Annotated in this window: 15 protein-coding genes and 1 tRNA gene; 12 read left to right on the forward strand and 4 right to left on the reverse strand. The window is 37.7% G+C overall.

Features of this window, described 5'->3' with window-relative positions:
• The first annotated feature begins 35 nt into the window (after positions 1 to 35).
• Positions 36 to 377, forward strand: a complete 342-nt coding sequence (locus tag ACYVJ6_RS03005) for a DUF6249 domain-containing protein (RefSeq protein WP_460692545.1) — start codon at positions 36 to 38, stop codon at positions 375 to 377.
• A gap of 13 nt (positions 378 to 390) precedes the next feature.
• Here ACYVJ6_RS03005 and ACYVJ6_RS03010 read toward each other — a convergent pair whose 3' ends face one another.
• On the reverse strand, positions 391 to 900 hold the full coding sequence (locus tag ACYVJ6_RS03010) for a DinB family protein (RefSeq protein WP_460692546.1): 510 nt from the start codon (positions 898 to 900) through the stop codon (positions 391 to 393).
• Positions 878 to 2,113, reverse strand: a complete 1,236-nt coding sequence (locus tag ACYVJ6_RS03015; protein WP_460693293.1) for a sensor histidine kinase — start codon at positions 2,111 to 2,113, stop codon at positions 878 to 880. Before ACYVJ6_RS03015 ends, ACYVJ6_RS03010 begins: the two co-directional genes overlap by 23 nt.
• A gap of 182 nt (positions 2,114 to 2,295) precedes the next feature.
• Here ACYVJ6_RS03015 and gltX point away from each other — a divergent pair, with 182 nt between their 5' ends.
• On the forward strand, positions 2,296 to 3,792 hold the full coding sequence (gene gltX / locus ACYVJ6_RS03020; RefSeq protein WP_460692547.1) for a glutamate--tRNA ligase: 1,497 nt from the start codon (positions 2,296 to 2,298) through the stop codon (positions 3,790 to 3,792).
• 57 nt (positions 3,793 to 3,849) lie between these two features.
• Here gltX and ACYVJ6_RS03025 read toward each other — a convergent pair whose 3' ends face one another.
• Positions 3,850 to 4,332 carry an Lrp/AsnC ligand binding domain-containing protein gene (locus ACYVJ6_RS03025; protein WP_460692548.1) on the reverse strand — a complete coding sequence of 161 codons (483 nt, stop codon included), beginning with the start codon at positions 4,330 to 4,332 and terminating at the stop codon, positions 3,850 to 3,852.
• Positions 4,333 to 4,483: 151 nt separating this feature from the next.
• Between ACYVJ6_RS03025 and ACYVJ6_RS03030 the strand changes: the two genes are divergently transcribed.
• Positions 4,484 to 4,594 (forward strand) — tRNA-Asp (locus ACYVJ6_RS03030).
• 373 nt (positions 4,595 to 4,967) lie between these two features.
• Here ACYVJ6_RS03030 and ACYVJ6_RS03035 read toward each other — a convergent pair.
• Positions 4,968 to 5,552 (reverse strand): porin family protein, encoded by a 585-nt coding sequence (locus tag ACYVJ6_RS03035; RefSeq protein ID WP_460692549.1) that lies wholly within the window; start codon positions 5,550 to 5,552, stop codon positions 4,968 to 4,970.
• 104 nt (positions 5,553 to 5,656) lie between these two features.
• On the opposite strand from ACYVJ6_RS03035, the gene ACYVJ6_RS03040 reads away from it, so the two are divergent.
• From ACYVJ6_RS03040 to ACYVJ6_RS03080, 9 genes are all read left to right on the forward strand, one after another.
• Positions 5,657 to 5,872, forward strand: coding sequence for a hypothetical protein (locus ACYVJ6_RS03040; protein WP_460692550.1), 216 nt, complete (start codon positions 5,657 to 5,659; stop codon positions 5,870 to 5,872).
• Between the two features lie 76 nt (positions 5,873 to 5,948).
• Positions 5,949 to 7,673, forward strand: a complete 1,725-nt coding sequence (locus tag ACYVJ6_RS03045; protein ID WP_460692551.1) for a S41 family peptidase — start codon at positions 5,949 to 5,951, stop codon at positions 7,671 to 7,673.
• Between the two features lie 163 nt (positions 7,674 to 7,836).
• Positions 7,837 to 8,301: a hypothetical protein gene (locus tag ACYVJ6_RS03050; protein WP_460692552.1), complete on the forward strand. Its 465-nt coding sequence runs from the start codon at positions 7,837 to 7,839 to the stop codon at positions 8,299 to 8,301.
• A gap of 177 nt (positions 8,302 to 8,478) precedes the next feature.
• Positions 8,479 to 9,246, forward strand: a complete 768-nt coding sequence (locus tag ACYVJ6_RS03055) for a UDP-2,3-diacylglucosamine diphosphatase (protein WP_460692553.1) — start codon at positions 8,479 to 8,481, stop codon at positions 9,244 to 9,246.
• A gap of 111 nt (positions 9,247 to 9,357) precedes the next feature.
• Positions 9,358 to 10,431, forward strand: a complete 1,074-nt coding sequence (gene prfA, locus ACYVJ6_RS03060) for a peptide chain release factor 1 (RefSeq protein ID WP_460692554.1) — start codon at positions 9,358 to 9,360, stop codon at positions 10,429 to 10,431.
• A gap of 156 nt (positions 10,432 to 10,587) precedes the next feature.
• Positions 10,588 to 11,523 (forward strand): FAD:protein FMN transferase, encoded by a 936-nt coding sequence (locus ACYVJ6_RS03065; RefSeq protein WP_460692555.1) that lies wholly within the window; start codon positions 10,588 to 10,590, stop codon positions 11,521 to 11,523.
• A gap of 122 nt (positions 11,524 to 11,645) precedes the next feature.
• On the forward strand, positions 11,646 to 11,981 hold the full coding sequence (locus ACYVJ6_RS03070; RefSeq protein ID WP_460692556.1) for a hypothetical protein: 336 nt from the start codon (positions 11,646 to 11,648) through the stop codon (positions 11,979 to 11,981).
• A 24-nt stretch (positions 11,982 to 12,005) separates the two neighbouring features.
• The gene (locus ACYVJ6_RS03075; protein WP_460692557.1) at positions 12,006 to 12,884 is read left to right on the forward strand and encodes a hypothetical protein; all 879 of its coding nucleotides are present in this window, start codon (positions 12,006 to 12,008) and stop codon (positions 12,882 to 12,884) included.
• A gap of 6 nt (positions 12,885 to 12,890) precedes the next feature.
• The gene (locus ACYVJ6_RS03080; protein WP_460692558.1) at positions 12,891 to 13,574 is read left to right on the forward strand and encodes a response regulator transcription factor; all 684 of its coding nucleotides are present in this window, start codon (positions 12,891 to 12,893) and stop codon (positions 13,572 to 13,574) included.
• Positions 13,575 to 13,576: the final 2 nt, after the last annotated feature.

Consider the following 13,576-nt stretch of genomic DNA (forward strand, 5'->3'; position numbering starts at 1 on the left):
AAATACATCAGTAATCACTTAAAAAAAATAAAATTATGGATAAAGCAGTAATGACCATTGCCGTATTAGTACCAATAAGCGCTTTTGCATTGATATTCGGCATATTTTACTTACGGTCCAGGGAAAAAATGGGTATGATTGAACGTGGTATGGATCCTACCGCAGGGATAAAACCTCTTAACTCAAGCTATATGTTAAGATTAGGTTTAATTGTAATAGGCACAGGATTGGGCTTTTTAATTTCAGTAATTATAAACAGGTTTGATGACGAGTTAGGTGCATTATACCCTGCGTTGATGGCCATATTCGGTGGTAGTGGCGCTATTTTAGCCTACGTAATTGAAAAAAAAGATATTAATAAAACTGGAGACAACTAAGCTAATGACTCTTTTACAGGTATCGCTCTTTAATTAAATTAATATGGTGCATTTCATGGCCGGCAGCAATATAAAGTAAAGCCCGAACTGAGATTATATTGCTGTTAGCTATACCTGTAGCTAATAACTGCTGTGGCGTTAATGACCGGAACAGAAATAAGTTAGCTTCCCGCACCAATTTAAATTCTTCTGCAAGGTCTGCTAATGTGCGGCTTTTAAAGGTCGACAGGGCCACATATTCATCCTCTTCAAAACCCGGCAATTCTTTTTGTCCGCGCGAAAATGCCAGTATACGATAGGCAAAAGTACGTTCGGCATCAATCATATGGCCAACAACTTCTTTAATAGTCCATTTGCCTTCAGCATAGGCATAATCGGCTTTAGCAACAGGTATAGTGCTTAAAAAGTTATAAGTACTATCCTTTAATTCGGATAGTATGGCTACTACATCACCATCACTTACTTTACTAATATAATTATTGTGAAAAGGAGAATACTCCTCAGGCTTCGGTTGGTTGCTCATCTCTTATACGTTTTAAAGTTATTCTAAAAGTTGTACCCTTACCCATTTCTGATTCGCGAACAACAATATGGCCATTATGATAATTCTCTACCATGCGCTTAGTTAACGATAAGCCCAGCCCCCAACCCCGTTTACGGGTAGTATATCCCGGTTGAAACACCGTTACAAACTTTGAACGGGGTATACCTTTGCCGGTATCGGTAATATCAATAAATATTTGGTCCTGCACCTTATTAGTGGATATGTTTATTGTGATACTCCCTTTCCCTTCAATGGCATTAACCGCATTTTTAAGCAAGTTTTCAATTACCCAATCAAATAATGGGATGTTTAGTCCGGCTTTTAGATCACGGTTGCCGTTCAATTCAAAACTAATATTATTACTAACCCGCACTTCAAAATAATCAACAAATTCTTTTATGGTATCGTAAACTGAATGTTTTTCCAGCTTAGGCACCGAGCCTATTTTAGAAAAACGATCGGCTACTATTTCCAGCCGTTTTACATCGTTCTCCATTTCGGCTACTAATGGATCTTCTTCGGCGTTAAATTTATCTTTTATTAATTCTAACCATGCCATTAATGAGGAGATGGGCGTCCCCAACTGATGAGCTGTTTCTTTAGCCAGGCCTACCCAAACCTGGTTTTGTTCGGACTTGCGCGACGAGTTAAACGCTGTATAAGCTACCAGTAAAAATACCGCGATAACTGATAATTGTATATAAGGGAAAAGTTTTAACCGGGTAAGCAGCACCGAATCTTTATAATATATCAGATTTTCGCCATTACCTATACCCGGCAGGGTAATCCTGATAGGCTCGTGCTGCGACTTCATGATTTCCAGTTCCCGATGAAAATACTCCGGATCATATACAGGAGTTTTTACCCCCGGAGTTTGTTCAATATCATCTAATTTGATAAACGTTTTATTAGGATCCAGGCCTTTTGTAGTAGTAATTTCACCTGTTTCATCAGTAACAATTGCCGGTACTATAGAGCTATCCCGAACGGTAAGTACATAAGGTAAAAAGTCGTTATCTTCAGTCATGATGCTTTGCTTCATGCTCAACGCCCACAATTGCGCACGTGTACGTTCAGACTGTGCAATATTTCTTACCAGGTAGTTAGTGTATAATAACGAACCGCTGGCTATAACAACCGCAAAAACAAGCAGTATATATTTCCAAAGTCGTTTATTTTGGTAAGCATTGATCATATCAGGTATCAAATAACGTAAATAGGTTTGTATAATTATAATATGTTAGTCCGAAAAATCAGTAAGTCTGTATAAGTCCGAAAGTATTAAATGTAATTTCAACATCTTTTTTTAAAGGATAATCCATTTTCTGACTTCCGGACTTTCCGACTTTCCGACTTTCCAACTATCTTCGCGCCATGTCAGATCAAAGAGTCAGGGTTCGTTTTGCGCCAAGTCCAACAGGTGGCTTGCATTTAGGCGGTGTCCGCACAGCGTTGTTTAATTACCTTTTTGCCAAAAAACATAATGGCGATTTTATTTTAAGGATAGAAGATACTGACCAAAACCGTTATGTAGAAGGTGCGGAGCAATATATAATTGATTGCCTAAACTGGTGCGGCCTGACACCTGACGAAAGCCCGGTAAACCCCGGACAGTATGCTCCATACCGCCAAAGTGAGCGTAAAAACCTTTACCGCCAATATGCCGAAAAATTGGTAATGGAAGGACATGCTTATTATGCTTTTGATACTGCCGAAGAATTAGAAAAGAATCGTAAAGAAATACCTAACTTTCAATACGGCCATGCATACCGTAATAGCTTGCGCAATTCGGTAGCGATGCCACAACATGAGGTTGACGCACTTTTAGATGCCCATACACCGCATGTTATACGTATAAAAGTGCCAGAGGATCAGTCAGTAAGCTTTACGGATATGATACGGGGCCGGGTAAGTTTTGAAACTAATCAAATTGACGATAAGGTTTTATTGAAGGCCGATGGTATGCCAACCTATCATTTAGCTGTAGTGGTTGATGATTATTTGATGAAGATATCGCATGCCTTTAGGGGCGAGGAGTGGCTGCCATCAGCACCGGTACATTTATTATTGTGGGATTATTTGGGCTGGAAAGCCGATATGCCGCAATGGGCACATTTGCCATTAATATTAAAACCGGATGGACATGGGAAACTAAGTAAACGTGATGGTGCCCGCCTGGGATTCCCGGTTTATGCTATGGATTGGCAGGATGCCCCCGGATTTAAAGGCATGGGATTTTTGCCCGAAGCATTTATAAACTTTTTAGCCATTTTAGGTTGGAATGACGGAACCGAGCAAGAGATATATACACTGGATGAATTAGTTGCTAAATTTTCAATAGACCGTATTAGTAAGGCAGGGGCTAAGTTTGATTTTGAAAAAGCCAAATGGGTTAATGCCGAGTGGATAAAGAAGCAGAAAGCAGAAAGCTTAAAGGATAAAGTAAAAGAGGTATTGGTAGATAAGGATATCACCATAAATGACGATGCTTATTTGTTAACCATTATTGATCTGGTTAAAGACCGTTGTGTTTTACTGACTGATTTTTACCTGCAAGCCGGGTACTTTTTTGAAGTGCCAAAAGAGTATGACCTGAATTCGGTTAAACCAAAATGGACTGACGAGAAAACCGCATTTTTTAATGCGTTTAAAGATATTTTGAGTGGCGAAGAATTAAATGCTTCCGATATGGAAACCAAATTTAAAGCCTTAGCCGAAGAAAAAGGATTAAAAACCGGTGATGTGATGTTGCCTTTCCGTATTATGCTGGTAGGCGGTAAGTTTGGCCCGCATGTATTTGATATTGCGGCACTATTAGGCAGGGTAGAAACTGTTAATAGAATAGATAAAGCCTTATTAGCTTTTAGATAATTTATTGGTTCATTTGTGCGCCTGATAGGAAATACCCTACCAATTAACCAACCAATTTTAGTACTGTTCTAAAGTAATTTGTCTTTTTATGCTTTCCTCTAATGATATAAAGGTTTCGGTACGTTGTATGCCTTTAACGCTTTGTATTTGCTCGTTCAATATTTCGCGCAGATGGTTGGTATCATGGCAAACAATTTTGGCGAAGATACTCCAGCTACCGGTGGTATAATGTAACTCAACTATCTCTTTTACTGTTTGTAACTGTTTTACGGCTTCGTTGTATTGCGATCCTTTTTCAAGGAAGATGCCTAAGAAAGCGGTAATATCGTAACCTAATTTTTGAGGGTCAACCTCCAAACTGGCACCTTTTATTACACCAAGTTCTTCCAGTTTCTTCATCCTTACGTGTATGGTTCCACCGGATACAATTAATTCTTTTGCGATCTCGGTATAAGGCGTAGTCGCGTTTTTCATCAATATTGATAAAATTTGTATATCAAGATTATCAATTTCTGAATTTAGAGCTTTTCTTTGAGGCATAAATTTTAATATCTATATTGAAATACAAGTTTAATTAAAATTTGAATAAAAATAAAATATTTTTGTTGAAATATTTGCAAGGAATTGATATCTCTTTTAAATTTGTATTATAAATCGACAGAAACCTATTTGTTCTTTTAAAAAATTATAATGTTGGGTGGTGAAATTTTTGGCAGACACACCTCCTTGTCCCGGTGGCGGAGATCATAGGAAACCCTTCGGGGCTAACTACTCTGTGGAGGTTCGAATCCTTCCCCAACAGCAATATCAACCGGCGTTGATATGATATCCTGTAGGATGGTGAAACTTTTGGCAGACACACCTCCTTGTCCCGGTGGCGAAGAATATGGGAAACTCTTAGCAATAAGAATAACCACTTCGTGAAGGTTCGACCCCTTCTCCTACAGCTCTTCTCATAATTTAGGTTTATAATTGGTTAGTAAAGGCCCCTGCCCATCAGGGGCTTTACTTGTTTTAGGCCTTTTTGGAAACCATCTAATAAATAATATCGAATAATGAATGTTGAACATCGAAGTTTTTTACTTCATTATTCAATATTCGTAATTGGGTGTTCGATATTAAAAAAAAAGCGGCTGTCCTTTTGAGACAGCCGCTTTGGATAAATTTTGTTGTCATTAAAAGAATTTAAAGCCTACACTTACGGCCCATAAGTTTTGTTTTTGGCCATAGCTTTTATTAATTTCTGTAAGGCCGCCTTCATAACGTACATCGGCAGTTATGGGGCCTACATCAAAACCGGCACCCGCCTGGTAACCCAGGGTACTATTGTTATAATTGCCAAAATCGGCATAAGCACCACTAAAATTGGCCGAGAAGTTTTTGTCCTGGTTCATAATATAAGAATACACCGGGCCAACCATTAAACGGAAGTTCAAATTGTTGGAGCCAAATGATTTACCGAAAAGTAAAGGCACATTTAATGTGGTAAATTTAATGTCGCCATTGTAAGCAGCTGCACCTACATTGCCGTTAACCTTACCGCCTGAACTGGCTACATAAACCTCGGGTTGTACATAAAAACTGCTGCCAAAACGGGCAAATAATCCTGCCTGGTAACCTGTTACAGTAGATTCGTTTAAATTATCGGTATTGATTTTTGAAAAATTTATACCCCCTTTAATACCAAAGGTACTTGATTGGGCATGTGCGCTTATGCTAATAATTAATAACGCGGCTGCACTTAATAGATACTTTTTCATAGTTTTAAAATTTAGTTAGTATAAAAATATATTAACAATACCCTTGCCAAAATTTTACAAACAGCAACCTTGTTTTTTTATATTTTTGTGAAAACATTTAATTTATGGCCGAGATCAGTATTTCAAATAAAGATTGGGAAAGAATAAAAATAAAAGTGCAAAGAAAATATAACCACTTAACCGATCAGGAATTACAATACACCGAAGGGCAGGAAGATAGCCTGATAACCCGTTTAATGGACCTGGTAAAGCGAGATCGTAAGTATGTGGTTTTTACACTACAAAAAGCTTTAGTAAACATAGATAATAATCGGCTATAAAATCAGTTACTTATATAAACTAGCTTGCTTTTTTGTAGTTTTATATATTATATCAATCATATCTAAACATAATAAAATGAAGGCTTTGGTAAAAGCATATAAAAAGCTGATCATATCCGGTGGGATAGTGTTATTGGCTATAACTACATGGAGTTTTAGCGATGATCTGTTCCAGATATCAAAGAACCTTGAAGTGTTTGTATCTCTGTACAAAGAGATAAACGTTAATTATGTAGATGATATTAACTCATCTAAAATGATTAAAACGGGTGCTGATGCTATGTTACAGGGGCTGGATCCCTATACAGAGTTTGTACCCGAATCGGAAATTGAAGATTACAAGCTGCATTATGTAAGTACACAGTACGGTGGTATAGGTGCCAGCATATTTATACGCGATAAAAAAATATTGGTATCGGGTGTTTTTGAAGGCTATCCGGCTCAAAAGGCTGATATACGTGCAGGGGATGAATTATTGCAAATTAACGGTGTATCGCTTGAAGGAAAGAACAACGACCAGGTAAGCCAATTGCTAAAAGGCTCAAAAGGCGCTACGGTAAAATTAATTGTAAAACGTGGTGATGGCCAACCAACCGAAAAATTGCTTGCCCGCGATGAAATTAAGCAACCCAACGTATCCTACTATGGTATGGTTGATGGTAATATGGGCTATATTAAATTGGACAGGTTTTTAGAGAACTCGGCCCAGGAGGTTATGGATGCCCTTATTGCGGTAAAAAAGAATAATCCCAATGGTATTATATTAGATCTTCGCTCAAACGGTGGTGGTATATTGCAGGAAGCCGTAAAAATTGTAAACCTGTTTGTGCCCAAGGATGTAATGGTGGTATCGCAAAAGGGAAAAATAAAAGAGAAAAATTATACCTGGAATACGGTCAGCACTCCGCTTGCGGCCGATTTGCCTTTAACTGTATTAGTAAATGGTAATTCTGCTTCAGCTTCTGAAATTGTAGCGGGGTCTTTGCAAGACCTGGATAGGGCAGTAATTATTGGCCAGCGTAGTTATGGTAAGGGGCTGGTACAGCAAACATTTCCGTTAGAGTATAATAGCTTAGTAAAAATCACTATAGCCAAATATTATGTCCCATCCGGGCGTTGTATACAAGCACTTGACTATACAAATCGCCAGGATGATGGCAGCGTATTAAAAGTAGCTGATTCGCTTATACACGAGTTTAAAACTAAAAATGGCCGTTCGGTATATGATGGCAGCGGTATTTATCCCGATCTATTTATAAAGCAGGATAAATATGCTACGGTTACCCAAGCATTGATAAGTAAATTATTTTTGTTTGATTACGCTACAAAATATCGCGAAGCTCATCCAAAAATTGCTGACCCGGCCACCTTTAAACTGACCGATGCAGAGTACGATGATTTTGCAAAATATCTGTCAACCAAAAATTACACTTACAGCACCCCGGCCGAAAAAGTGTTGGATAATTTAAAATCAGAGGCAACAAACGAGAAGGAGTTTAAAGAGATACAAACTGAATATGATATTTTAAAGGCAAAACTACTTAATAGCAAAAAGAACGACTTGCAAATACATAAAGATGAAATTAAACAATTGCTTGAAAACGAAATAGCATCGCGTTACTATTTTGAAAAAGGGCGCAGTTTGAATAGCTTTAAGTATGACAAAGAATTAGCCAGCGCTGTAAAAACCATGCAGAATAAAGCACAACTGGCAGCCATATTAAAAGGCGATGGGGCATTTAAGGTTATTGGTAAGCCGGTATTAGCCATGGCCAATAAAAAAGCTGCCGATGATAATTAATAAATAATAATATAATTATATATAATAATAAGTGCCGGGCTATAGTCCGGCATTTATTATTTATAGCTTTTAGCTTTAAATGTTTCCTTATTATGTTAGTAAAAAAATAAACTAAACTATTTGCGATAATGGTTGTCTTATCTTACAAATAACAACTATTATTATGAAAAAGATCATTTTTAGTGCAGCATTGATATTGAGCTGCTTATTAGTCAAAACAGCCGATGCGCAAATACAAGTTAATGTAAACTTAGGTGCTCAGCCAGATTGGGGCCCGGTAGGCTACGAAAGAGCAGATTACTATTATATACCGGATATTGATGCTTATTATGATGTACCGGCGCGCCAGTACGTATATTATAACAACAGTGGTTGGATACACTCATCAAGCTTGCCACCGGCTTACAGTAACTACAATATATACAATGGGTATAAGGTAGTAGTAAATCGCCCTAATCCATGGACGAATCATAAATTCTATAAAACCAAATACGTAGGTTACAAAGGCCGTAAACAAGTAATTTTACGCGACAAACCAGGTGCAAGAACGGTGGTTCATGTTAAAAAGGGTTCGGTTAAAGTCAAAGGTCCGGGCAAATCAAATGGCAAAGGTCACGGTAAACACTAACCTAATAATATTATACAAAACAGGCTCTTTATTTTACGAAGGGCCTGTTTTGTTTTATAACATTTGAGTTGATTGATATACGCCGCGTTGCACGTATTAGATAGTTTAGGGTTTACAATAATTTACACATCTGCATATTTGCACATCTGCATATTATTACCGTACTTTTGAAATAATATGCCCACAGGTAACAAGCTTTATTTCGCATCCGATTTTCATTTAGGAGCAGGTGGTTATTTAGCCAGCCGCGAGCGTGAGGACCGTTTGGTACGCTGGCTGGATACGATAAAAGCCGATGCAGCCGAGGTATATCTAATGGGCGATGTATTTGATTTTTGGTTTGAATACAAAAGCGTAGTGCCCCGTGGTTACATCCGTTTTTTAGGTAAGGTGTCCCAGTTGGCTGATGCAGGTATAAAACTGTATTTTTTTAAGGGCAACCATGATATGTGGATGTTTGATTACTTTGAAAAAGAACTGGGAGCCACCATTATTACCAATGAATTGGAAATAGAGCGCAATGGCAAAAAGTTTTACTTGCATCATGGTGATGGCTTGGGCCCGGGCGATAAAATGTATAAGTTTTTAAAGAAAATTTTCAGAAGTCGTATATGTCAATGGCTATTTGCGCGCCTGCACCCAAACTTAGGCGTAGGCATAGCTAATTATTGGTCAAACCACAGCCGTATTGCAGGTAGCAAAAATATTGAACGCGTAAATACCGAGGATGAGTGGCTGGTTATTTATAGTAGGGAATTATTAAAAGCTAACTTTTATAATTACCTGATATTTGGCCATAGGCATTTGCCATTAGATATTCAATTAACCCAAAATAGCCGTTATATTAACCTGGGCGAATGGGTAAACTATAACTCATACGCTGTTTTTGATGGAGGAGAATTAACCCTACATCATTTTGAACAACCCGATAGCAAAACTTTATAAACGTAAAGTAAGCTTTTGGCTTTCCTCTTTTCGCATTCAGCTTTAATACGTACTTTTGTGGGCTTTTTAAGCGGGTGCTGTCTTTAAAAGACGGTTACAATTAAGAATGATATGTTAGAAAAATTAGAAGCGATATTTCAACGCTGGAAAAACGTAGAAGGTGAATTAAGCAACCCTGATGTAATGTCAGACATGAAGCGTTATGCCCAGTTAAATAAAGAATATAAAGACTTAACCAAAGTTGTTGATGAGTATAACGTATACCGCAACATTATGAGTAATATAGATGCCAACAAACATATATTAGCTACCGAAAAGGATGAAGAATTTAGGGAGATGGCTAAGTCAGAATTGGATGAATTATTAGTTCAGCAGGAGGAAAAGGAAGAGCAGATACGTTTGATGCTGATCCCTAAAGATCCGGAAGATTCTAAAAATGCTTTGGTTGAGATACGTGGCGGTACCGGTGGCGATGAGGCGGCATTATTTGCTGGCGATTTATACCGTATGTATATGCGTTATTGCGAAAAGCGCGGCTGGAAAACTGAATTGGTTGATTATACCGAAGGTACATCGGGTGGTTACAAAGAGATTGTATTTAATGTAATTGCCGAAGATGCTTACGGTAATTTAAAATATGAATCGGGTGTGCACCGTGTACAACGTGTACCTGATACCGAAACGCAGGGCCGTGTACATACATCAGCTGCATCGGTAGTGGTATTGCCCGAAGTAGATGAATTTGATATTGATTTACAGGTAAGTGATATCCGTAAAGACCTGTTTTGTGCTTCAGGACCGGGGGGACAGTCGGTAAATACCACCTATTCGGCAGTGCGTTTAACCCACTTACCTACGGGTATAGTAGCACAGTGCCAGGATCAAAAATCGCAGTTAAAAAACTACGATAAAGCTTTACAGGTATTACGTTCAAGGGTTTATGAGATGGAGTTGCAGAAGCACCTGGAAGAAACATCCAAAAAGCGTAAAACCATGGTTTCTACTGGTGATAGGTCTGCCAAGGTACGTACCTATAATTATCCTCAGGGCCGTTTAACAGAGCATCGCATAGGTTTAACCATATATAACCTTACAGGGGTGATGAACGGTGATTTGCAGGAAATAATGGAAGCCCTGCAATTTGCAGAAAATGCAGAAAAACTAAAAGAGGGAACTGTAGCGTAATTTAAATGCGCCAATCTTTCCACATTTGCACATTTTGGCCATTTTTCATGTTAATTTCATAATAGTCGGTTAGTTTAGCTAATGTGTAGGCAGTGTGTGTTTGTATAAGTGCAAATATTGCTTTGCTATTTTATTAGTTAATTTAATTACTTGACTATGCTGGCAGTAAAAAAATCATTAACAAATAATAATTTAACCATCTTCAGGCATTCTGCGCGATTGATGGGTGATAATTTCGAAATTAGTGTGGTTGGTAATGATCCTGTTTGGGCCAATCAGCATATAGATACTGCTCTTAATGAGATAAGCCGGGTAGAAAAACTTCTAAGCACATTTAGCGATGATAGCATCATCAATCAAATAAACCGTAATGCCGGTATTGCCCCTGTAAAAGTAAGTACCGAGATATTTAATATGTTTAGCCGGGCACTGCAAATATCTGAACTTACCTATGGCGTATTTGATATCACATACGCTTCTGTTGAAAAGGATTTATATACGCGCGACAGTGGTTTATTAACAAAAGACGTTTATTGTATCAATTATAAAGATATAATACTTGACGCTGCAAAAACCACCGTTTTTTTAAATAAAAAAAATATGCGGGTAGGTTTTGGTGCTGTCAGTAAAGGCTATGCTGCTGATAGGGCAAAATACGCTTTGCAAATGGCTGGTGTAAGCAGTGGAGTAATTAATGCAGGTGGCGATTTGCTGACCTGGGGCTTACAACCTGACTTTACAGCATGGACCGTTGCAGTTGCCGATCCGGAACAGGAAGGAAAGCCATATGGGCATATTAACATTAGTGATATGGCAATAGCTACATCAGTTAATACCGAAAAATATGTGGCTATTAATCCGGTTGTATCAAACACCATTGATCCTAAAAGCGGATTTATAGTGAGTGATATTGCCAGTGTAAGCATATTGGGTCCAACCGCTGAATTTGCTGATGCTATGGCTACCCCGGTAATGGCCATTGGTATAAATGGCGGACTTTATTTAGTAAACCAGCTAAACCAAATAGGTTGTATCATAGTTGATGACCATAACCGTGTTTACACATCAAGAGATATCCTTATCACAGAATAGTATTACGCTATTGTATTTTAATTGCAGTTGTATAATTTACAACTGCTTTTTTGTGTAATACAAATTGATACATTAGCTTAAATAAACCACATTTGACATTTTTTAACACTCGTTTTTTTTAAATGGTAAAGCGGATTGCATATATTGTTATGTTATTGGTGTGTGCATCGCGCTTATCATTTGCTGGTGATGTAAAAGTTACCAGCGATGGATCTGCCATTCTATATTTAAAACTAATACAGGTGCCTCAGGATTCTTTGTCAAAGAAGTCAAAACAGCAGCAGGAAGAAGAAAAAAAGAGAATTAAAGAAATTTCAAAAGCAAGGCGCCAGGCAAAGCCAGAAAAAATTGATGAAAATGGAAACGTAGAAGTAATTGTACCTGTAAAACCAAAAAGTCAACGTAGGCCGGTGGGTGTTGAGCGCCCACCAGAAATTCCTAGAAGAAATGGCGATTGATGCATTATCAAACATTATTAAGAAATGAGATACTTTAGCATACTGCTTTTTGTTGTAGCCCTAGCCCCCGTTAAATTAATGGCGTTAAATCGCCATGTGTTAGCTGTTCCTGTAAAGCAGATGGTTGCAGATACTGATACCATAGTTCGTAAGCAATCAGTTTCTGTAGGTATCGCCTACGGCAGTGATGCCTTATTTTTTGGCCGTACCGGTCCAATTAAGTATCCTTTCCTATCAGCTAATGCGGTATATAACACTAAGCAGGGTTTTTTTGCTTATGGTTCAGTATTACGTTTAATAGGTTATCGTACATCAATTGATGAAATTGATATTGGCGGCGGATATTTGTACAAACCTTCAAAACAATTAACCAGTGTTATTAGCTACACGCACTTTATTTTTAATAAAGAGAGGCGAGTTATAGAATCGGCATCGTCGCATGATATTAACTTTAAAAATACTTATGATTGGAAGTTTATGCGTTCAAGCATAACTTTAGATTACCTTTTTGGAAAAGCTTCTGATTTTTTTGTTACCCTAAATGTTTCTAAGTATTTTGAGCCTACATGGCGCCTTTGGGGTGAAGATGATTACTTAACATTTAACCCTGGTATTAGTGCCATAATCGGTACACAAAATTTTGTTGAAAAATATGCTATTGATCAAAAAGACAGATTGGTATATAACAATATTATAGTAAATGGCACTCCAAATCGTGTACCCTATAATAATGGGCGGTTTAATGCGCTTAATTATAGTTTTAAAATACCAATAGCTTATAATACGCCTCATTATACCTTCGAAGCATCTTATAAATATTCAATACCGGTAAATGTTGAAGGGTCATTACGTAACAGTCGCGAAGGTTTTGTTAACTTAACATTTTACTATTTATTTTATTAAAGGCAAATGAATGTTTTAGTAATTGAGGACGAAAAGGCACTGGCGCATGAGTTAGAAGTATTTTTAACCAATTACAATTATAAATGCGAAGTATGTTTAACAGGAAAATCGGCCTCGGAAAAAATAGGGGTTAATTTATTTGATTTCATACTAATTGACCTGGGGCTGCCCGATTACGACGGGTTGGATTTATTAATAGAAGCAAAAAAGAGCAACCCTGATGCGGCTTGCATTATACTAACAGCACGCGCCGAGGTTACTGACCGTATTAAAGGCCTTGACCTGGGAGCAGATGATTACCTGCCTAAGCCTTTCTCATTATTAGAACTGCATAGCCGCATGCAGGCAATAGTACGTCGTAAATTTGGCTTAAAGCAAAATGTGGTGGAGTTGGAGGATTTTGTAATTAATCTTACCGAACGGACTATAGCCTATCAAACTACTGATATAAATACCATTACTAAAAAAGAGTTTGACCTGATAGCCTATTTAATATTGCATAAAAACCGCACACTAACACGTATGCAATTAAGCGAGCATATTTGGGGCAGCATTGTTAATAATGATTATGACTCCAATTATATTGATGCACACATAAAAAACATACGTAAAAAATTAAATGTTTATGCCCAACCCGATTGGTTGGAAACCGTACGTGGTTTAGGGTATAAAATAAAAATTAACGCATAAGT

This window comes from Mucilaginibacter puniceus (assembly GCF_054783175.1).